The sequence below is a fragment of the Actinomycetes bacterium genome, assembly GCA_035506535.1.
In the GTDB taxonomy this organism is placed as follows: Bacteria; Actinomycetota; Actinomycetes; order DATJPE01; family DATJPE01; genus DATJPE01.
The window spans coordinates 1-19,153 of sequence record DATJPE010000026.1 but is presented as its reverse complement, the minus strand read 5'-3'; the positions used below and the strand labels follow the sequence as shown (position 1 = coordinate 19,153).

Annotated in this window: 16 protein-coding genes and 1 riboswitch; of the genes, 10 read left to right on the top strand and 6 right to left on the bottom strand. The window is 72.6% G+C overall.

Going from position 1 to position 19,153, the window contains the following annotated elements; translation table 11 throughout:
* The 3 genes from VMI11_03385 to VMI11_03375 all read right to left on the bottom strand — a co-directional run.
* On the bottom strand, positions 1-773 hold a 773-nt coding region (locus VMI11_03385), incomplete at its 3' end, for a hypothetical protein (GenBank protein HTY71449.1).
* A gap of 238 nt (positions 774-1,011) precedes the next feature.
* A complete protein-coding gene (locus VMI11_03380; GenBank protein ID HTY71448.1) occupies positions 1,012-3,120 on the bottom strand; it encodes a hypothetical protein in 2,109 nt (702 codons plus the stop codon).
* A gap of 168 nt (positions 3,121-3,288) precedes the next feature.
* The gene (locus VMI11_03375; protein HTY71447.1) at positions 3,289-5,154 is read right to left on the bottom strand and encodes a hypothetical protein; all 1,866 of its coding nucleotides are present in this window, start codon (positions 5,152-5,154) and stop codon (positions 3,289-3,291) included.
* 289 nt (positions 5,155-5,443) lie between these two features.
* On the opposite strand from VMI11_03375, the gene VMI11_03370 reads away from it, so the two are divergent.
* The 3 genes from VMI11_03370 (at position 5,444) to otsB (ending at position 7,258) form a co-directional block, all read left to right on the top strand.
* Positions 5,444-5,746, top strand: coding sequence for a DUF3263 domain-containing protein (locus VMI11_03370; protein HTY71446.1), 303 nt, complete (start codon positions 5,444-5,446; stop codon positions 5,744-5,746).
* Between the two features lie 62 nt (positions 5,747-5,808).
* On the top strand, positions 5,809-6,432 hold the full coding sequence (locus VMI11_03365; protein ID HTY71445.1) for a LytR C-terminal domain-containing protein: 624 nt from the start codon (positions 5,809-5,811) through the stop codon (positions 6,430-6,432).
* A gap of 7 nt (positions 6,433-6,439) precedes the next feature.
* Entirely contained in the window at positions 6,440-7,258 is an 819-nt protein-coding gene (gene otsB, locus VMI11_03360; protein ID HTY71444.1) for a trehalose-phosphatase, read from the top strand.
* A 14-nt stretch (positions 7,259-7,272) separates the two neighbouring features.
* Here the strand turns inward: otsB and VMI11_03355 are convergent, their stop codons facing one another.
* Together VMI11_03355 and VMI11_03350 are read right to left on the bottom strand one after the other, a co-directional pair.
* A complete protein-coding gene (locus VMI11_03355) occupies positions 7,273-8,727 on the bottom strand; it encodes a trehalose-6-phosphate synthase (GenBank protein HTY71443.1) in 1,455 nt (484 codons plus the stop codon).
* 22 nt (positions 8,728-8,749) lie between these two features.
* A complete protein-coding gene (locus VMI11_03350; protein HTY71442.1) occupies positions 8,750-9,718 on the bottom strand; it encodes a glucosyl-3-phosphoglycerate synthase in 969 nt (322 codons plus the stop codon).
* 154 nt (positions 9,719-9,872) lie between these two features.
* Positions 9,873-10,001: riboswitch (SAM riboswitch) on the top strand.
* A 14-nt stretch (positions 10,002-10,015) separates the two neighbouring features.
* Between VMI11_03350 and thrC the strand changes: the two genes are divergently transcribed.
* The 7 genes from thrC (at position 10,016) to groL (ending at position 17,654) form a co-directional block, all read left to right on the top strand.
* Positions 10,016-11,314, top strand: coding sequence for a threonine synthase (gene thrC / locus VMI11_03345; protein HTY71441.1), 1,299 nt, complete (start codon positions 10,016-10,018; stop codon positions 11,312-11,314).
* The gene (locus VMI11_03340; protein HTY71440.1) at positions 11,311-11,586 is read left to right on the top strand and encodes a MoaD/ThiS family protein; all 276 of its coding nucleotides are present in this window, start codon (positions 11,311-11,313) and stop codon (positions 11,584-11,586) included. The genes thrC and VMI11_03340 overlap by 4 nt, the downstream gene beginning before the upstream one ends.
* A 76-nt stretch (positions 11,587-11,662) precedes the next feature.
* On the top strand, positions 11,663-11,866 hold the full coding sequence (locus tag VMI11_03335) for a cold-shock protein (GenBank protein HTY71439.1): 204 nt from the start codon (positions 11,663-11,665) through the stop codon (positions 11,864-11,866).
* Positions 11,867-11,977: 111 nt separating this feature from the next.
* Positions 11,978-13,396, top strand: a complete 1,419-nt coding sequence (gene uxaC, locus VMI11_03330) for a glucuronate isomerase (GenBank protein HTY71438.1) — start codon at positions 11,978-11,980, stop codon at positions 13,394-13,396.
* 41 nt (positions 13,397-13,437) lie between these two features.
* Positions 13,438-14,553, top strand: coding sequence for a mannitol dehydrogenase family protein (locus tag VMI11_03325; protein HTY71437.1), 1,116 nt, complete (start codon positions 13,438-13,440; stop codon positions 14,551-14,553).
* Positions 14,554-14,555: 2 nt separating this feature from the next.
* Positions 14,556-15,782 (top strand): D-mannonate dehydratase ManD, encoded by a 1,227-nt coding sequence (gene manD / locus VMI11_03320; GenBank protein HTY71436.1) that lies wholly within the window; start codon positions 14,556-14,558, stop codon positions 15,780-15,782.
* Between the two features lie 243 nt (positions 15,783-16,025).
* Positions 16,026-17,654, top strand: coding sequence for a chaperonin GroEL (gene groL, locus VMI11_03315; GenBank protein HTY71435.1), 1,629 nt, complete (start codon positions 16,026-16,028; stop codon positions 17,652-17,654).
* 283 nt (positions 17,655-17,937) lie between these two features.
* Here the strand turns inward: groL and VMI11_03310 are convergent, their stop codons facing one another.
* On the bottom strand, positions 17,938-19,032 hold the full coding sequence (locus VMI11_03310) for an IS110 family transposase (GenBank protein HTY71434.1): 1,095 nt from the start codon (positions 19,030-19,032) through the stop codon (positions 17,938-17,940).
* Between the last annotated feature and the right edge of the window lie 121 nt (positions 19,033-19,153).

The following is a 19,153-nucleotide window of genomic DNA, read 5'->3' as shown; positions in this document are numbered from 1 at the left end:
GCGTCGTGCCAGCTCACCTCGACCGTGCCGTCGCCGGACAGCGTGCTCACCTCGGTCGGGACCTTCGGCGGGACGAGCGGTCGAGCGGAGACCTTGGCCCCCGAGGTGGCGTGGTGCTTGGGGCTGATCGCGCGGACGACGTAGTAGTACCGCTTGCCGTTCTTCACGGTGCGATCGACGTAGCTCGACGCGGTCCTGGGCAGCAGCTTGGCGTTCAGCGGCTTGGTGTAGCGGATCGTTCTGGTCGTCGAGCGGTAGATGTCGAATCCCGTGGTGACCCCTCCGCCCGAGGCCCAGGTGATCGTCACTCGGCCGTTGCCCGCCTTGGCGGCCGTGGCCTTCGGCGCCGGGACGGGGTTCTTCGCGGTGAACGTGGCCGAGACGACCTTGCTCGTCCCGCCGGTCAGCGTGAGCACCGCAGTGAGGGTGTGCTTGCCGTCCTTGAGCGCGGTGGTGGCGTACGGCAGCGCCGCGTCGGCCGTGCCGCCCACCAGGTCGAAGGGCGCCGAGGTGTCGACCGTTCGAGCCTTGTGCGTGCGCTTGGGGTCGTCGAGGTAGAACGCGACGCGGCGCACGTCGGTGGTCGGGGCGAGGAACACGTACACGCGACCGGACAGCGTGCCACCCGCCAGCGAGCGCGGCGCGGAGCGGTCCGGTGCGGCGGACACCTTCAGCGCGTACGCCGCCGCCGCGTTCGCGGGCGCCACCCAGACGGCGCCGAGCAGGGCCGCGAGCACCGCTAGTACGGCCAGCAGCACCCTGCCAGCGGGCATGGCCTTGCGCCTTCTCATGCCGGGAGTCCCCCCGTCCAGGCCTGCGGATCGCGGTCTCCCCCCGCGTCCCGTCGGCTGCTCTGATGCCGGTCGGCACCTGGTCGGGCGATTGTCTCCCGCCGTTCATCCCTTGGTCGAGCGGTGGTACCCAATGCGTTCACGCGTGTGCGGAGGGTCTTCGCGGGAGAGCGTGCCGGGTCTGGGTCTCCTGCTCGAGGCGGCAAGCCCAGACCGCCCGTCACGGCGCGGTGGCCGATGCCTGGTCGGAGTCGGTGTGGCCGCCCGGGTTGATCGCACGCACGGTGTAGTAGTACGTGGTGCCCGAGGCCAGGCCGGTGTCGGAGTAGACGACGAGGGTCGGGTCGGTGAGCGTCGTCACGAGCGTCCCCAGCTGGCCCGACGTCGTCGACCGGTAGATCGCGATCTGGGCGGTCAAGTCGTCCGCGCTGTCCCAGATCAGGTCGATCTCGCCGGCGTTGCCGCCGGCGGAGGCCTCGAAGTTGACGATCTTGCTCGGCGGGGACGGGAGCGGGGTTGCCTGGACCGCCGCGGAGTTCGCGTGGGCGCCGGAGTAGTAGGCCTGCACGACGTAGTAGTACGTCGTGCCGTCGTCCTGCGTGACGCCGGTGCCGGGGTCGGCCCAGGTGGTCGTCCCCGCGGCGACCTTCGCGTAGGCGCTCGTGCTGGAGGTCGACGTCGGCGGTGCGTTGATCCCGCGGAAGACCAGGTAGCTGGTGACCGGCGGCTCGTTGCTCGATGTCCACGTCAGGTGCACCTGCCCGTGGGTGTCCACGCTGGGCGTCACGGTGGGCGCGGCGACCGGGGTCACCCCGTGGACGGTGGAGTCGGCCTGTCCGCCGGCCGAGAGCGCCCGCACGAGGTAGTAGCGCGCCACCCCGTCGGTGAGGCCGCTGTCGACGTAGGTGCCGGTGCTCGCCGGCAGGGAGGCGAGGGGGGACCCCGACGTGATCGTGGCCGCGCTGCTCGTCGCGCCTGAGAAGACCTCATAACCGGTGACCCCGGTACCCCCCGCCGTCCAGTGCAGGGTGACGGTCCCGTCTCCGCCGGCGGTGCCGACCACGGGGGCGGCCACCGGCGTGGCCGCGCCTGAGCCGCCCTCGGCGTGACCCGCGGCGGACTGGGCCGAGACGACGTAGTAGTAGGTGGTCCCGACGGCGGCGCTCGCGTCCGTGTAGGTCGTGACACCGGCAGCGAGGGTGGCCAGGGGGCCGGTGAGGGCGACCGGCGTCGTTGTCGAGCGGTAGACCGCGATGCCGGTCTCACCGGCGGTGCTGGCGAGCGACCAGCCCAGCGTGACCCCGGTGGGCCCGCCGGTCGCGGTCACCGATGTGGGGGCGGCGACGGGGACCGCCTCGACGGACGCGCTCTCGACGTGCTTGGTCCCGGCGAGGGCCTGCACGAGGTAGTGGTACGTCGTGCCGTTGCTCACCGTGGTGTCGGAGAAGTGTGTGGCGGCCCCGGACAGCGTCTTGACCAGATGGCTGTGCAGCGTGACCGAGGACGTAGCGCGATAGACCCGGATGCTGGCCGCGCCCTTCGCCGCCCATGTCAGGCGGACCGCTCCCGAGCCGCCCACGGCCGTCACCGATGCCAAGGAGAGCTTCGCTGCTGCCTTCACCGTCCCGCTGCGCACGCCCTTGCTCGCCGCGCGCCCCTGGGTGGATGCGACGGCCTGGACGACGTAGTAGTAGCGCTTCCCGCTCGTCACGGAGTAGTCCACGAACGAGCGAGCGCTTCGGCTCAGCCGGGAGCTCACCGGATGGTGCAGGGACACGTGCGAGCTCGAGCCCCGATAGACGAAGAAGCCCGCGGTACGACCGCCGCCGCTGTGCCACGTCACGGTGACCAGGCCCTTGCCGGCGGTGGCCTTGACGTGCGTCGGCGCGGGCGGCGGCTTGACCGGGTTCGCGATCGTGAAGGTGGCGGTGTAGGTCGAGCGCTGCTTGTTGGGCTGCTCCACCACGATCGAGATCGTGTGCTTGCCGTTGGCGAGGGTGGCCGTGTGGAACGCGCCGGGGTGCTTCGGGGACCCGCCCATCAGGTCGTAGGGCGGCGTGGTCTCGACGTGCACCGGCGCCTTCCGGTGGTGCACGTCGTCGATGTAGAAGCGGACGCGGAGCGCGCCGTAGCCGGGCTTGGCGAAGACGTAGACGAGGCCGTGGACCCGGTCCCCGTTCAGCGCGACGGCACCGGAGCGGTTGGGGTGGGTGCTCACGTAGAGGCGGTAGCCGATCGCGGCATGCGCCGGGGCGACCACCCCGGTGAGGACCGCTGCGGCCAGCGTCACCCCCGCGGTGACGCCGTATGCCGCCCTCACCAGCCTCATCGGTCCTGTTTCCCCCTGCCGCTGCGATCTGGCATTCTCACCCGCCCATCCGCTTCCCGGAAGGCCGCGAGGAGGACTGCTGGCACCCGCGAGCGGAGTGTGACCGGAAGTGCTCCGTGGGGGCGGTCGACCGGGGGAGCCGATGTCCGCCGAACGGGTGATGCCGGCTCAGTCGACCGCGACCAGGTCGACGTTGGTGAGCAGCAGCGGCAGGTCGTTCCAGTCGTCGGTCGGCCCGCCCACCGTGTCGTCGGCCAGCACGTAGGTGTTGGGGGAGCCGGCGACCGGGAAGGCGATGTAGTCGGGGTCCGCCGCGGAGTCGCGGTCGGTGCGCAGCGTGATCCCCTCGACCCGCGTCCAGAGCGAGAAGGGCCCGCCCGGCGCGAGGGAGTACGTCGTCCCGATGAAGGCCCGCCGCACGGTGTAGGACGCGGTCGCCGCACCCGGGGCGTCACCGGCGGCCTCCCAGCCCCACGCGGGGTCCTTCGTCGGGTCCCCAGCCGTGCTGGGGTCCACGAAGGCGCCCAGGGCGGTCACCGTCACGGGGGCGCTGTCGTCGTGGACGGTGAAGCCCGTGACGAGGACCCCGTTGCTCGGCGGGATCGCCGACGCGTCGAGGGGGTACGTCGACGGTGAGGGGTCGCCGTCGACCGCCGAGAGGCCGTACGCGTCCATGATCCACTGCAGGGACGGCTCGCCCCCGACCGGGTCGTTGATGGCGAGGCCGCCGAGCCCGAGCGTGGCGTCGGGGGTGTCGGGGTCGTCGCTCAGGACGTGCAGCGTGGCCCGCTGCGGCCCGTTGGCCGTCGGCAAGAACGACACCGTCACCGTCCGCGAGCCTCCGGGGTCGAGCACGAAGGCTCCGGCCGGCGACACCGTGAAGGCGCTGCCACCGGTGACGCTGACGGCCGAGACGTGAAGCTGCGCGTCCCCGGTGTCGGTCACGATGACGCTGCTCGTCGCGGTCGTGTACCGCGCGGTGTAGAGCACGGGGGTGTCGGTCGAGAGCTGGACCGCCTCGCTCAGCAGGCTCGCCGACGCCACGCCGGACGGCGCGCTGCGTGCCCCGTCGGCGCCGACCGCGGCCACGACGTAGTAGTACGTCCGTCCCGGCGCGACGTCGATGTCGAGGAACGAACGCGCCGTGGCGGGCAGGCGCGTGGCGTTGAGCGCACGGCTCAGCTCCACGTCGGAGGAGGTGGACCGGTAGACGTCGAAGCCCTGGGTGGACCCGCCGCCGCTGCCCCAGGACACTGTGATGAGCCCGGAGCCGGGCGTTGCGCGCACGTCTGACGGCACCGGGGGCGCGGCCGTGGACAGGGCGCCGCCGGTGACCGTCGCCGAGGAGGCCGAGCGCAGGCCGTGGGCGCTCACCGCGACGACGACGTAGCGGTAGGTCCGACCGGGAAGCGCGGTCGTGTCCACATAGGAACGCACCCGCGACCCCAAGACCTGGGTGTCGAGCGGGTGGCTGCGGGCCACCGGGCTAGAGGGCCCGCGATAGATCTCGAAACCGGCCGTGGTGCCGCCCGCCGAGCGCCAGGTCAGGGTGACCCGGCCCGCTCCGGCCGTCGCGGTGACCGCCGTGGGCGGCTTGGGCCGGTTGCGCACGAGGAAGACGCTCTGCAGCACCAGATGCCGGCCCCGGGTCGTCGTGACCAGCGCGGTGAGGTGGTGGGTGCCTTCGCGAAGGGCACTGGTCCACAGCGGCCGGGCGGCGGTGGAGGTGCCGCCCACGAGGTCGAAGGGCGCCGAGGTGTCGATCCGACGCGGCGCCTTCGTCCGGTGCGTGTCGTCGACGTAGAACGCGACGCTGCGGACGTGGGTCGTCGGGCCCACGAAGACGTACGCCCCACCGGTCAGCGTGGCGCCCTGCAGGGCGCGGGCGGCCCCGCGCGTGGGGGAGGAGCTCTCCCGAAGGGCGTACGTCGCCCCGGCGCTGGCCGAGCTCGCGGGCAGCAGCGCCGCGACGACGGGCACGACGACGACGAGCGCGACGAGCGCGCGTGCCAGTGCCCGTCCCCGGCCACGCATGCGATGACCCCCCTGCCGATGACGCCTACCGACGCCCGGGCAGGCGTAGGAATTCTCGCGGGTGGCGCACCCGTCCGCGACCCCCAAGAGGTCGGCCGTTCGGGCGGACTTGCCACTCGACGGCACACCGGAGCGGCGAATGACATCGGTGTGGTTCGAGGCATACGATGCGCTCATCGGTGGGCGGGGCGGGAGGGGAAGCCCGGTCCGCCCACCGATCACCATCGGCCCCGGGCGACGGACCCGGGGGCGGACCTTCGACCCGCTGCGACCGCCCGCGAGGAGACCCATGGACGCCCTGTCGCTGGCCGAGTCCGCCCGGACCGACGCAGCCCAGGGCGGCGCCCTGAGCGAGCGGGACCGCGAGATCCTCGCCTTCGAGCGCCACTGGTGGAAGTACGCCGGCGCCAAGGAGCAGGCGATGCGCGAGCTCTTCGGGATGTCGGCGACGCGCTACTACCAGGTGCTCAACCGGCTCATCGACTCCCCTGAGGCGCTCGCGGCCGACCCCATGCTCGTCAAGCGGCTGCGGCGCGTCCGGGCCGCGCGGCAGCGCGCGAGATCGGCGCGCCGGCTCGGCATCGAGGCGTGACCACCGGCGCGCCACCGCCGGGCGGGGGGCCGCCCAAGTCCCACCGGGCCACGACGCCGGCCGTGCCCGCGGGTCGCATGGTGGCGCTGGCGGTGGGCACCGCCGCCGTCATCGTCCTCGTCGCGGTCGGCGTAGTGGGTTGGCTGCGCCCGCACACGACGACCTCCTCGACCCCGGGGGCTGCCATCTCGGCCTCGCCGCGGGTGAGTGTCGCGACGTCGAGCGGGCGCCCGAGCGCTACCCGCAGCACGGCGAGCCCGTCGGCCACAGCCTCCGGCAAGCCGTCCGCCACCCCGTCGAGCAAGGCGTCGAAGACGGCCTCGGGTACGGCGTCGAGCAAGGCGAGCGCGAAGCCGTCCACCTCGTCGTCGGCCGGCTCGTCGGCCCACCCGAGCCGCCGCGTCCCCGCGGTCTCGAGGGACTTCGACGTCGTCGTGCTCAACGAGACGCCCATCCGCGGGCTGGCCGCCTCGGTCGCGGCCCGCCTGCGCGCGCTGGGCTGGCCGGTCACGGGCGTGGGCAACTGGACGGGCGAGATCCCCGCGACGACGGTCTACTACCCGAACGGGCAGTACGACCGAGCTCTGCGCCTGGCGGCCGACCTGCACGTGACCCGCGTTCGGCACCTGGTCCAGCACATGCTCCCGAACCACCTGACCGTGGTCCTGCACGACCCTCCCGGCTAGGCACCGGGTGTCCGTCCCCCCGCTACCGCGCGGCCGGGCCGGCCGGGCGGCGATCGAGGAGCTGCTGCGGGCGCCCGGCTCGGCCCTGCTGGTCAGCGACTACGACGGGACGCTGGCCCCGATCGTCGACGACCCCGCCCGTGCGGCGCCGCAGCCGGGAGCGCTGGAGGCCCTGGCCGAGCTGGCGCGCGTGCTCGGCGGGGTGGCGGTCGTGACCGGCCGAGAGGTGAGCGGGCTGCTGCACGTGGCCGACCTCGGCCGGGTCGAGGGGGTCGAGGTGCTCGGGCTCTACGGAGCGCAGCGGTGGTCCGGGGGTCCCCCGCCCGAGCCGACGCCGCCCGCGGGGCTGGCCGAGGCGCGCGCGTCGCTGGCCGCGCTGGCGGCCGCGGAGCCGGGCGCCTGGGTGGAGGACAAGGGCCTCGCGGTAGCGGTGCACACCAGACCGGCGGCCGATCCCGCAGGGGCGCTCGCGCGGCTGCGCGCCCCCGTGTCGGAGGTGGCGGGTCGCAACGGCCTGCTCGTGGAGTCCGGCCGCTACGTGCTCGAGCTGCGGGCCCCGGGGAGCGACAAGGGCCGGGCGGTCCGTGCCCTGCTCGCCGAGCGTCACCCGACCTGCGTGGTGTGCATCGGCGACGACGCCGCCGACCTGCCGGCCTTCGCCGTGCTGGCCGAGGCGCGCGCCGCCGGCGGACCGGCGGCGCTGCTGGTGGCCAGCTCCTCGACCGAGGAGCCTCGGGTGGCCGTCGCCGCCGATGTCGTGCTCGACGGCCCCGAGGAGGTCGTCGCGCTCCTCGCCTGGCTGAGCGAGCAGCTCACGCGTCCCTGACCCCGGTCGCGGGCTCAGGCCAGCGCGTCCAGCTGGCGACGCAGCCAGGCCGACGGGGGGTGCGCGCCCGCGGCCTCGGCGAGGCGCTTCGCGCGCTCCCGGCGGTCGGCCTCGGGGAGGCTCAGGGCCGCGTGCAGCGCCTCGGCCGTCCCCGACACGTCGAACGGGTTGACCAGGAAGGCCCCTTCGCCCAGCTGGTCCACCGCGCCGGCCTCCCGGGAGAGCACCAGGGCACAGCCCCGCTCGGCCAGCACCGGCCCCTCCTTGGCGACCAGGTTCATCCCGTCGCGCAGGGGGTTGACCAGCAGCACGTCGGCCATCCGGTAGGCCGCCAGCGAGCGCGCGTAGTCGTCCTCGACGTGCAGCAGCACCGGCGCCCATCCGGGGCTGCCCAGCTCGTCGTTGATCGCGCGCGCGGTGCTCATGACCTCGGCCGTGTACGCCCGGTACTCGGGCAGGTCGTGCCGGCTCGGGTAGGCGAACGCGAGGTGGACCACCCGACCGCGCCACTGCGGCTGGGTGAGCAGCAGCTCGCGGTAGGCGAGCAGACCGCGCACGATGTTCTTCGACAGCTCCGTGCGGTCCACCCGCACGAGGACCCGAAGGTCGGCGACCTGCTCGCGCAGGGTCTCCAGGCGGACCTCGACGTCCCGGGCGGCGGCGCGCGCGCGCAGGGCCGGGGCGTCCACACCGAGCGGGTTGACGTCGACGCGCACCCGGCGACCGTGGTGGCGTACCGACAGCGGGCCGTCGTCGGCCCGGCCGTCCACCCCCGCGCCGAGGGTGTCCGCGCAGCAGCGAACGAAGGCCTCCGCCCAGCGCCGAGTGTGGAAGCCCACCGAGTCGGCCCCGAGCAGCCCCTCCAGGATGGCTCGGCCCATCCGCTCGGGGAGCAGCCGGAAGTACTCCGGCGGCGCCCACGGCGTGTGCGAGAAGTGCCCGATGCGCAGGTCCGGGCGCCGCGTCCGCAGCATCTCGGGCACCAGCGTCAGGTGGTAGTCCTGGACCAGCACGTGCGCCCCCGGCCCGGCCTCCTCCGAGACGGCGTCGGCGAACGCCGCGTTGTAGGCCTCGTAGGCCTCCCAGTCCCGGGCGAAGGAGCGGTCGAAGACCGGTCTCGACGGTGCCGACCACAGCATGTGGTGGGCGAACCACAGGGTCGAGTTCGCCACGACCTGGTAGGCACGGGTGAAGGTCACCGGATCCAGGTCGAGCATCCGCACCGGGGTGCCGCCGAGCTCCTCGACGCCGACGAGATCCTCGAGGCGCCCGGTCCGCGAGCGGCGCACGGCGTGGCGGTCGGAGTCCGACAGCGCCGCGCACACCACGAGCGCGGAGCCCTCGTCGGCGCCGCTGAGGCCCGAGACGAGCCCGCCTCCCCCGCGAACGACGTGCAGCCGGTCGTCCTCGGCCGGCCGGAAGGACACCGGCCCGCGGTTGGCGACGAGGACGGTGGTCGCTGACGGCACCCGATCGAGGCTAGTCGGGGCGTCAGGAGGCCGCGCGCGGGGCGTACGCCCGCCGGTAGCCGGGCACCTGGACGAGGGGCGGGCGCTCGACGGAGGACACGTCGTGGGTGCGGGGGACCAGCTCGCCGTCGGCTCGGTCGAACTGGGTCAGCGCCGCCCCCCGGATCGCCGCGTCGGCCCCCAGGCGGCGCAGCGCCGTCTGCCAGATCTCCGCAGCCATCCGGCCCAGCGCCGCGTCGTCCTGGTGGGCGTGGAGTCGGACCCCCAGGTCGACCTGGGCGATCGCGTCCAGCCCCGCGAGGGCCAGGGTGTCGACGAGGATCGCCAGCTCGACGCCGTACCCGGTCGGGAACGCCAGCTGTTCCAGCAGCCCCCGCCGGGCGGCGTACTCGCCAACCAGCGGCTGGGCCACTCCCGCCAGCTCCGGCCAGCAGAGGTTCAGCAGGGGCCGCGCCACCAGCTCGGTCACCCGGCCGCCGCCCGTGGGCCGTACGTCGTCGCCGACCCGCCACGGGCGGTCGAACGCGCCCTTGACCAGGCAGATCGAACGGTCGGTGAGCACCGGGCCCAGCAGCCCGGTCACCACCGAGGCGGAGAAGTCCTCCAGGTCGGCGTCGACGAAGACGACCACGTCCCCGTCGGTGGCCGCGAGCGAGCGCCACAGCACCTCGCCCTTGCCGGGGAGCACGGGGAACTCGGGCAGCACGTCGGCCCGCTCGACCACGCGCGCGCCGGCGCGCGCGGCGACGGTGGCGGTCGCGTCCCTGCTGCCGGAGTCCATGACGACGATCTCGTCGACCAGCGGGTGCGACACCTCGACGAGCTCGCGGCGGATCCGGGCGACGATGTCGCCGACCGTCGACTCCTCGTCGAGGGCGGGCAGGACCACGCTCACCCGTGTGGTCCCCTTCGCCGCCACCAGCGCAGGGACTGGCCAGTCGTGGGCGTGCGACCAACGGCGCCTCGACCAGCGCTCCACGTCGGGTCGCACCGCTGCCTCCTCGCGTCCCGGCGACTCGGCGCGGTGCCGAGACGGCGTCTCGCCACCCGGACGGATGATGGTCCGTCCGGCGGCGTAGGTCATAGTGTCCGTTAGGGAGTTCAGCGCCGCGAGTCGGCGCCGGCATTCCCGGACAACTGAAGATCGCTCATCCAGAGGGGCAGAGGGACACGGCCCGGTGAAGCCCCGGCAACCATCGAGCGACGCACTCGTCCGCGTGCGCGCAGAACTGGTGCCAAGTCCGTCCCCACGAGGCGTGCGGGAAAGATGAGGAGAAAGGCTCTTCGCGTGACGGTTCTCGCCCCCGGCTCCCACACCGGGACCACCCTGTCGATCAGCACCGGGTCATCCGCCGGCTTCGGTCGAGCGTGCGGCCTGTCGTGCCGCGAGTGCGGCCGCACCTATCCCCTCGGCCCCAGTTACGTCTGCGAGGACTGCTTCGGGCCGCTCGAGACCGCCTATGAGGTCGGAGCGCTGACCAGGGCCGAGATCGAGTCCGGCCCGCGCAGCATGTGGCGTTACCGCGCGCTGCTGCCCGTACCGGAGGACATCGCGTCCATGCCCGGCCTCGCCCCCGGCTGCACGCGGCTGGTGCGGGCCGAGCGGCTGGGGCGCGAGCTCGGGCTGCGCTCGCTGTGGATCAAGGACGACAGCGGGAACCCGACCCACTCCTTCAAGGACCGCGTGGTGGCGGTGGCGCTCGCCGCGGCCCGCACGCTGGGGCTGGACACGCTGGCCTGCGCCTCGACCGGCAACCTGGCCAACGCCGTCGCGGCGGCCGCTGCCAAGGCCGGCCTGCGCTCGGTCGTGGTGGTCCCCGCCGACCTGGAGGCCGGCAAGATCGTCACCACCGCCGTCTACGGCGGCACCCTCGTAGCGGTCGAGGGCAGCTACGACGACGTCAACCGGCTGTGCTCCGAGGTGGCCGCCGAGCAGCCGTGGGGGTTCGTCAACATCACCCTGCGGGCGTACTACGCCGAGGGCTCGAAGACGGTGGGCTACGAGATCGCCGAGGACCTGGGGTGGCGGCTGCCGCAGCAGGTGGTCGCCCCGGTGGCGTCCGGGTCGCTGCTCACCAAGGTCGACAAGGCCTTCCGCGAGCTGGGCTCGCTCGGCCTGGTCGAGGCGTCGCCGTACCGGATCTTCGGGGCACAGGCCTCGGGCTGCGCCCCGGTGAGCCAGGCGTTCAAGGCCGGCCACGACGTCGTCCGCCCGGTCCGGCCGGACACGATCGCGAAGTCCCTCGCCATCGGGAACCCCGCCGACGGCCCGTACGCGCTCGACGTCTGCCGGCGCACCGACGGGGCCGTCGAGGACGTCAGCGATGCGGAGGTGGTCGAGGGCATCCGCCTGCTCGCGCGCACCGAGGGGATCTTCGCGGAGACGGCGGGCGGGGTCACCGTCGCCGTGACCCGCAAGCTGCTCCGGGCCGGCCTGCTCGACCCGGACGCGGAGACGGTCATCCTCAACACCGGCGACGGCCTGAAGACCCTCGACGCCGTCGAGGCGGTGGCCCGCCCCACGGCCACCATCCCCGCCTCCCTGGAGGCCTTCCGGGCCGCGGGCCTGGCGGGGGACGGCCGATGAGCGTCACCGTGCGGGTGCCGACCATCCTGCGGCAGTACACCGGCGGCGCGGCCGAGGTCTCGGTCGCCGGGGACACCCTCTCGGAGGTCCTCGCCGCGCTCGACACGGCCTACCCCGGCATCGGCCCACGTGTCCTGGACGATGCGGGGGCGATCCGGCGCTTCGTGAACGTCTACGTCGACGACGACGACGTACGCTTCGCGTCCGGCCTGCAGACGCCGACCCCGGAGGGGTCCTCGGTGTCGATCATCCCCGCCGTCGCGGGCGGTTGATCCGAACCCCTCCGCAGAGGCGCCCGCGGGCGCTACGGTCGTCGCAACCTGTTCCGCCACCAGCAGGAGACATGTCATGCCGCAGGGCGTCGTCAAGTGGTTCAACAGCGAGAAGGGCTACGGCTTCATCCAGGTCGACAACGGCCCCGACGTGTTCGTCCACTACAGCGCGATCCAGTCCGACGGGTACCGCACGCTCGAGCAGGACCAGCGCGTGGAGTTCGAGATCTCCCAGGGCCAGAAAGGCCCGCAGGCGGACCTCGTCCGCGTCATCAGCTAACCCCCGACCCACCTGTGGCGGGTTGCTCGTCACTCCGGAGCCCCGCAGTGACGGAGGACCCGCCACGAGTCGACGGTCCGATCGGCGGCGGGCTGGGTGCAGGCTGAGCGGGTGGCCACGTCCGATCCGCGTCCGCTGAGGCTCGATCCGGACCGGCTGCTGCCACCCGACCCGGGTGTGCGCGCCATCGCCCGGCGGATCCTCGGCGAGATCAGCGACCTGCCCATCGTCTCGCCGCACGGGCACGTGGAGGCCCGGCTCCTGCTCGACGACGCGCCCTTCGCCGACCCGGCCAGCCTGCTCGTCACCCCGGACCACTACGTGACGCGGCTGCTGCACGCCTCGGGTGTGCCGCTGGGCGACCTCGGCGTCGGGCGGGGCCACCTCGACGAGTCGGCCGCGCGTGCCGGTTGGCGGCAGGTGTGCGCAAACTGGCGGGTGTTCGCCGGCACGCCGGTCCGGTACTGGCTCGAGGCCGAGCTCGTCGACATCTTCGGCGTCTCCGTGCGACCCAGCGCTGCGACGGCGGACGCGATCTACGACCAGGTGGCGGGACGGCTCGCGGCCGCCGACCTTCGCCCGCGGGCGCTCTACCAGCGGTTCGGGATCGACGTGCTCGCGACGACCGACGACCCCGTCGCCGACCTGGCCGCTCACGCGGCGCTGCGCATCGACCCGACCTGGCACGGCCGGGTCATCCCGACGTTTCGACCGGACCGCTACCTGGAGGTCGGCTCGCCGACCTGGGCCCACGACGTGAGCGCCCTCGCCGAGGCCAGCGGGGAGGACACGACGACCTACCGCGGCTGGGTCGCGGCGATGGAGGCTCGGCGTCGCCACTTCGTCGAGCACGGCGCAGTCTCTGCCGACCACAGCCACGAGGACGTCGGGACCGCCGAGGTGGAGCGCCCGGAGGAGGTCTACGCCGCCGCGATGCGTGGCCGAGCGAGCGGTGCGGAAGCCGTCGGCCTGCGCCGGCACATGCTGCTGGAGATGGCTCGCATGTCGGCCGAGGACGGGCTCACGATGACGCTGCACCCGGGCGTGCGCCGCAACCACCACCGTCCGACGTTCGAGGCGTACGGACCCGACACCGGCCATGACATCCCGCTGCGCGTGGAGTTCACCGACTCCCTGCGCCCCCTGCTCGAGCGCTTCGGCACCCACCCGAACTTCACGCTCGTGCTGTTCACCCTCGACGAGACGACGTACTCGCGCGAGATCGCGCCGCTGGCCGGCTTCTACCCCGCCGTCTACGTGGGCGCGCCCTGGTGGTTCCTCGACGCCCCGGACGCGGTACGTCGCTGGCGGACCGCGGTGACCGAGACCGTCGGGTTCTCGCGCACGTCGGGCTTCATCGACGACACGCGCGCGTTCTGCTCGATCCCGGCACGTCACGACATGGCACGCAGGCTCGACAGCGGCCACCTCGCCGGGCTCGTCGCCGAGCATCGCCTGGACGAGGACGAGGCCGTTGAGATCGCCCGAGACCTCGTCGTCGGCCGGCCGCGTGAGGTCTTCGGCCTGTGACCTCGCTGCGCCGTACGCGCCCGCGCCCTCCCGTCCGGGCGATGCACCTCGGGCTCGGGAACTTCTTCCGCGCGCATCAGGCCTGGTACACGCACGCTGCCGTGGACGGTCAGGAGTGGGGCATCGCGGCCTTCGCCGGCCGTCGGCCCGACCTGGCCGAGGCCCTGGCGGTGGGCGACTGCCTCTACCGGCTGGAGGTGCGGGGTCCGACCGGCAGCGCGGCCGAGGTGGTCGAGTCGATCGCCGAGGTCCACGTGGCCTCCGACGCCGAGGCCTGGCTCCGGCTGTGGGCCGATCCCGCTGTCGGCTACGTGACCCTGACGGTGACCGAGCCCGCGTACCGCCTCGACGACGATCCCTCGTCGGTCACCTCGCGGCTGGTCGCCGGGCTGCGCGCGCGAAGGGCCGCCGGCGCCGGCCCGATCGCGCTGATCCCGTGCGACAACCTGCCCGCCAACGGGGAGGTCCTGCGCGACGTCGTCGCCGCCCGGACGCTCGGCGATCCCGGGCTGGCCGCGTGGGTGGACGCCAATGCGAGGTACGTCAGCACCGTGGTCGACCGGATCACGCCGGCGAACGAGGACCCGCTGGTCGTCGTCACGGAGCCGTACACGGACTGGGTCATCGGGGCGCGTCCGGGGCCGACGTACCCGCGCTGGGACACCGCCGGTGCGCGCTTCGTCGAGGACGTCGCGCCCTACGAGGCGCGCAAGCTCTTCCTGCTCAACGGCGCCCACTCCCTGCTCGCGTACTGCGGCCGACCGCTCGGTCATCGGCTCGTGGCCGAGGCCATCGCGGACCCCCGGTGCCGCGACTGGGTGCGGCAGTGGTGGGACGAGGCGCGGCCCTATGTCGCGGTCCCGGACCTGGAGCCCTACGTCGAGGCGCTGCTCCTGCGCTTCGAGAACCCGGCGATCGAGCACCGCCTCGACCAGATCGCCCTGGACGGCCCGGAGAAGCTGCGGGTCCGGGTGCTCCCCGTCCTGCGAGCCGAGCGGGCGGCCGGCCGCATGCCCGCGGCCGCGGTGCGGATCCTGGCCGGGTACGCGCGCAGCGACACGGCCTCGATCGCGCAGATGCTGGCACGGATCGATCCCTCCCTCCCCGACGACGCCGACCTGGTGGCGGCGGTCACCCGCGAGAGGATCGGGTCATGAGCCTGCGCATCGTCGCCGCCGAGGTCGTCGTCACCAGCCCGGACCGCAACTTCGTGACGTTGAAGGTCACGACGTCGGACGGCGTCACCGGTCTCGGCGATGCCACGCTCAACGGGCGCGAGCTCGCGGTGGCGACCTATCTTGGCGAGCACGTGGTGCCGCTCCTGCTCGACCGGGACGCCCACCGCATCGAGGACACCTGGCAGTTCCTCTACCGCAGCGGGTACTGGCGGCGCGGTCCGGTCACGATGGCGGCGATCGCCGCCGTCGACATGGCGTTGTGGGACATCAAGGGCAAGGTCGCCGGCCTTCCCGTCTACCAGCTGCTGGGGGGCGCGAGCCGTACGGGCATCCGCGCCTACGGGCATGCGAGCGGGCTCGACCTGCCGTCGCTCTTCGACTCAATCCGCGAGCACCAGGAGCTCGGGTACACGGCGATCCGCGTCCAGACCGCCGTGCCTGGGATCAAGGCCCTGTACGGCGTCGCCGCCCAGGCGACCTCTGGCGCGCGCTACGACTACGAGCCGGCGCGGCGGCAGGCGCTCCCGGCGGAGGAGGACTGGGACACCGCTGCCTATCTGCGCCACATCCCGACGGTCCTCGAGGCGGTGCGCGCGCAGTTCGGGCCCGAGCTGACGCTGCTGCACGACGCGCACCACCGGATGACGCCGATCCAGGCGGCACGGCTGGCCAGGTCCGTGGAGCCGTACGACCTGTTCTGGCTCGAGGACTGCACCCCGGCGGAGAACCAGCAGGCGCTGCGTCTCGTCCGTCAGCACAGCACGACGCCGCTCGCGATCGGCGAGGTGTTCAACACGGTCTGGGACTACCAGACGCTCATCAGCGAGCAGCTCATCGACTACGTGCGTTCGGCGGTCACCCACACCGGCGGGATCACGCCGATGCGCAAGCTGATGGACTTCGCCGCGCAGTACCAGATCAAGTCGGGGATCCACGGGCCGACGGACGTCTCCCCGGTGGGGATGGCCGCCGCGTTGCACCTCGACCTGGCGATCCACAACTTCGGGATCCAGGAGTACATGCGCCACGGCGAGCGCACGAACGAGGTCTTCCGGCAGACCTTCACCTTCGAAGGCGGCTACCTCCACCCGGGCGACATCCCCGGCCTCGGCGTCGAGCTCGACGAGCAGGCCGCGGCGGCCTACCCGTACCAGCGGGCGTACCTGCCGTTCAACCGCCTCGCCGACGGGACCGTCCACGACTGGTGAGCCCGCCCGGGTCGGCGCACATGTGGCGGGTCCTCCGTCACTCCGGAGCCGGTGAGAGACGGGCGAGCCGCCACAAGTGGGAGTCCCGGGTTGTCACTCGGCGGGTGAGAGTGCTAGACAAGGACTTAGCACTCTCACCCTGAGAGTGACAGAAGCTTCAGGGTCGCGGAGGCGAGGCCGCCAGGCCGTCCGTCGCGGGCGCCGCCGCACCCCCACGATGCGCTGCAGGAGGACGGACACTCCATGTCAAAGATCATCGCGTTCGACGAGGAGGCCCGCCGCGGCCTCGAGCGCGGCATGAACACCCTGGCCGACGCCGTGAAGGTGACGCTGGGCCCGCGCGGTCGCAATGTGGTGCTGGAGAAGAAGTGGGGCGCCCCCACGATCACCAACGACGGTGTCTCCATCGCCAAGGAGATCGAGCTCGAGGACCCGTACGAGAAGATCGGTGCCGAGCTCGTCAAGGAGGTCGCGAAGAAGACCGACGACGTCGCCGGTGACGGCACGACGACCGCGACCGTGCTCGCCCAGGCCCTGGTACGCGAGGGCCTGCGCAACGTCGCCGCCGGCGCCAACCCGATGGCCCTCAAGCGGGGCATCGAGAAGGCGACCGAGGCGGTCTGCGAGCAGCTGCTCGGCCTGGCCAAGGAGGTCGAGACCAAGGAGCAGATCGCTGCCACCGCCTCGATCTCGGCCGCCGACACCCAGATCGGCGAGATGATCGCCGAGGCCATGGACAAGGTCGGCAAGGAAGGCGTCATCACCGTCGAGGAGAGCAACACCTTCGGTCTCGAGCTCGAGCTCACCGAGGGCATGCGCTTCGACAAGGGCTACATCAGCCCGTACTTCTGGACCGACCCGGAGCGGATGGAGGCCTCGCTCGAGGACCCCTACATCCTCATCGTCGAGTCGAAGATCTCCGCCGTGAAGGACCTGCTGCCGGTCCTGGAGAAGGTCATGCAGTCGGGCAAGCCGCTGGCCATCATCGCCGAGGACGTCGAGGGCGAGGCCCTCGCGACCCTCGTCGTCAACAAGGTCCGCGGCACCTTCAAGTCGGTGGCCGTGAAGGCCCCCGGCTTTGGCGACCGCCGCAAGGCCATGCTGCAGGACATCGCGATCCTCACCGGTGGCCAGGTCATCAGCGAGACCGTCGGGCTCAAGCTGGAGAACGTCGGCCTCGACCTGCTCGGCCGGGCCCGCAAGGTCGTCGTCACCAAGGACGAGACGACCATCGTCGAAGGCGCCGGTGACGCCGAGCAGATCGCCGGCCGGGTCGCCCAGATCCGCGCCGAGATCGACAACTCCGACTCCGACTACGACCGCGAGAAGCTCCAGGAGCGCCTCGCCAAGCTGGCCGGCGGCGTGGCCGTCATCAAGGCCGGCGCGGCGACCGAGGTCGAGCTCAAGGAGCGCAAGCACCGCATCGAGGACGCGGTGCGCAACGCGAAGGCGGCCGTCGAGGAGGGCATCGTCGCCGGTGGCGGCGTGGCGCTGCTGCAGGCCTCCCGCGCGGCCTTCGACAAGCTGGAGCTCGAGGGCGACGAGGCGACCGGTGCGAACATCGTGCGCATCGCCGTCGAGGCGCCGCTCAAGCAGATCGCGGTCAACGCCGGGCACGAGGGCGGCGTCGTGGCGGAGAAGGTCCGCAACCTCGACACCGGCTGGGGCCTCGACGCCTCCACCGGGGAGTACGTGGACCTGATCAAGGCCGGCATCATCGACCCGGCCAAGGTCACCCGCTCCGCCCTGCAGAACGCCGCGTCCATCGCGGCGCTGTTCCTCACCACCGAGGTGGTCATCGCCGACAAGCCGGAGAAGCCGGCGGCGCCGGCCGGTGGCGCCGGCGGCGGCATGGGGGACATGGACTTCTGATATGGGCTGACCTGCTGTCAAGAGGCGTGGTGAGGCGCCCGTCCCGGTGGTCCGGGGCGGGCGCCTCTTGCTTCCTCGGGGGTGGTCTCGGCGAGCGTGTCGTTGGCGACGCGCGGTCAGACTGATATGCGCGGGTTGGTTACCGCAGGACGGTGGTTCGGCTGGAGCGTTTCCGCGTGTCTAGGACCGAGCGTGACCCGAGTGGTCGGGGTGCTCATAGAAGTGCCGCGGGTCGCTCCACGCGCTGCCACCGAGCCGTGCCTGGAGGAAGCAGCTCAGGGGGTCATTGGTCGTCGAGGACGGCCAGGGACCAGCACCAGCCGGCGAGTTCGCGGGCGACGGCGATGTTGGCGACAGTGCTGCGCTTGCGCCGGTCGATGAACCTGACCCAGCGCTGGTGCAGCCGGTGGTTGCCCTCGTCACCGCGGACGCGGGCTGCTGGCGGTGCCAGCTCCCAACGATCCCGCAGGGGCTTTCCGGCCCGGTAGCGGGAGCGGTGGTGCCAGGCGGCCTCGACCAGCAGCCGTCGGGCGTGCCCGTTGCCGGTCTTGGTGATCGGCCCCAGGGTGCGCGAGGCGCCGGAGGAGTACTCGGCCGGGGTGAGGCCGACGAACGAGGCGATCGAGTTGCCGCTGAACCGGGTCCAGTCACCGATCTCGACCGCGAGCGCGAACCCGGTCAGCGTGCTGATGCCGCGCAGACAGCCGAGGCGGCGCACGAGTGCGGTGAACTCCGAGCCGGCCGCCATCGCCTCGATCGCGCCATCGAGGCGGTCGCGGCGGGCCTTCGTGGCCAGCACCATCTCGTAGTGGGCGTCGAAGGCCAGCTTGGTCGCCGGTGACGCCAGCCCGCTCAACGCCTCAGTGCGCAGCCACTGGTCATGCTTGAGGGTCCATGCATCCCCGCCGTCGTAGACGATCCCGTGCCGCAGCAGCAGCTTCGAGAGCCGGTGCCGGGCGCGCATCAGATCGCTGCGGCAGTCCTCCCGCGCCCGGACCAGATCACGCGCCGCTTCCTGCTCCAGGGTCGGAACCGCGACCGGCGTGATCTCATCAAGACGCAGCAGCCGCGCCAGATGCACGGCATCCCTCGCGTCCGTCTTGACCCGATCACCAGCCGGCCGCTGCAGTTTCGACGGCGCGGCGACCTCGCAGCGGATCCCCGCAGCCACCAAGTGCCGGTACAAACCGAACCCGGTCGGGCCAGCCTCATAGGCCACCGCGACCGGGCCGGGCAGCCCTTCCAGCCAGGACCGGACATGCTCATACGCAGGGGTCAGCCTGGCCTGGAACAACTCGCCGGTCACACCATCGATCGCCGCAGCCGCAACCGATCGTGCGTGCACGTCCAGGCCCACGCTCGTACGCTCAATGAACACCGGGGCCTCCCACAAGTGTCGGATAGGCCGAGCAGGCAGCCCCTACTCGGCAACCCACGAATCTTGTGAGCGAGGCCCCGGCCCGCAACCACTCAGCGAGCGGTCAGCCCATACCGTCTAG

Excerpts from the sequence above, each read along its gene's own strand:
- VMI11_03380 (HTY71448.1), bottom strand. The coding sequence starts at position 3,120 with ATGAGGCTGGTGAGGGCGGCATACGGCGTCACCGCGGGGGTGACGCTG.
- VMI11_03375 (HTY71447.1), bottom strand. The coding sequence starts at position 5,154 with ATGCGTGGCCGGGGACGGGCACTGGCACGCGCGCTCGTCGCGCTCGTC.
- VMI11_03370 (HTY71446.1), top strand. The coding sequence starts at position 5,444 with ATGGACGCCCTGTCGCTGGCCGAGTCCGCCCGGACCGACGCAGCCCAG.
- VMI11_03340 (HTY71440.1), top strand. The coding sequence starts at position 11,311 with ATGAGCGTCACCGTGCGGGTGCCGACCATCCTGCGGCAGTACACCGGC.
- VMI11_03335 (HTY71439.1), top strand. The coding sequence starts at position 11,663 with ATGCCGCAGGGCGTCGTCAAGTGGTTCAACAGCGAGAAGGGCTACGGC.
- VMI11_03325 (HTY71437.1), top strand. The coding sequence starts at position 13,438 with ATGCACCTCGGGCTCGGGAACTTCTTCCGCGCGCATCAGGCCTGGTAC.
- groL (HTY71435.1), top strand. The coding sequence starts at position 16,026 with ATGTCAAAGATCATCGCGTTCGACGAGGAGGCCCGCCGCGGCCTCGAG.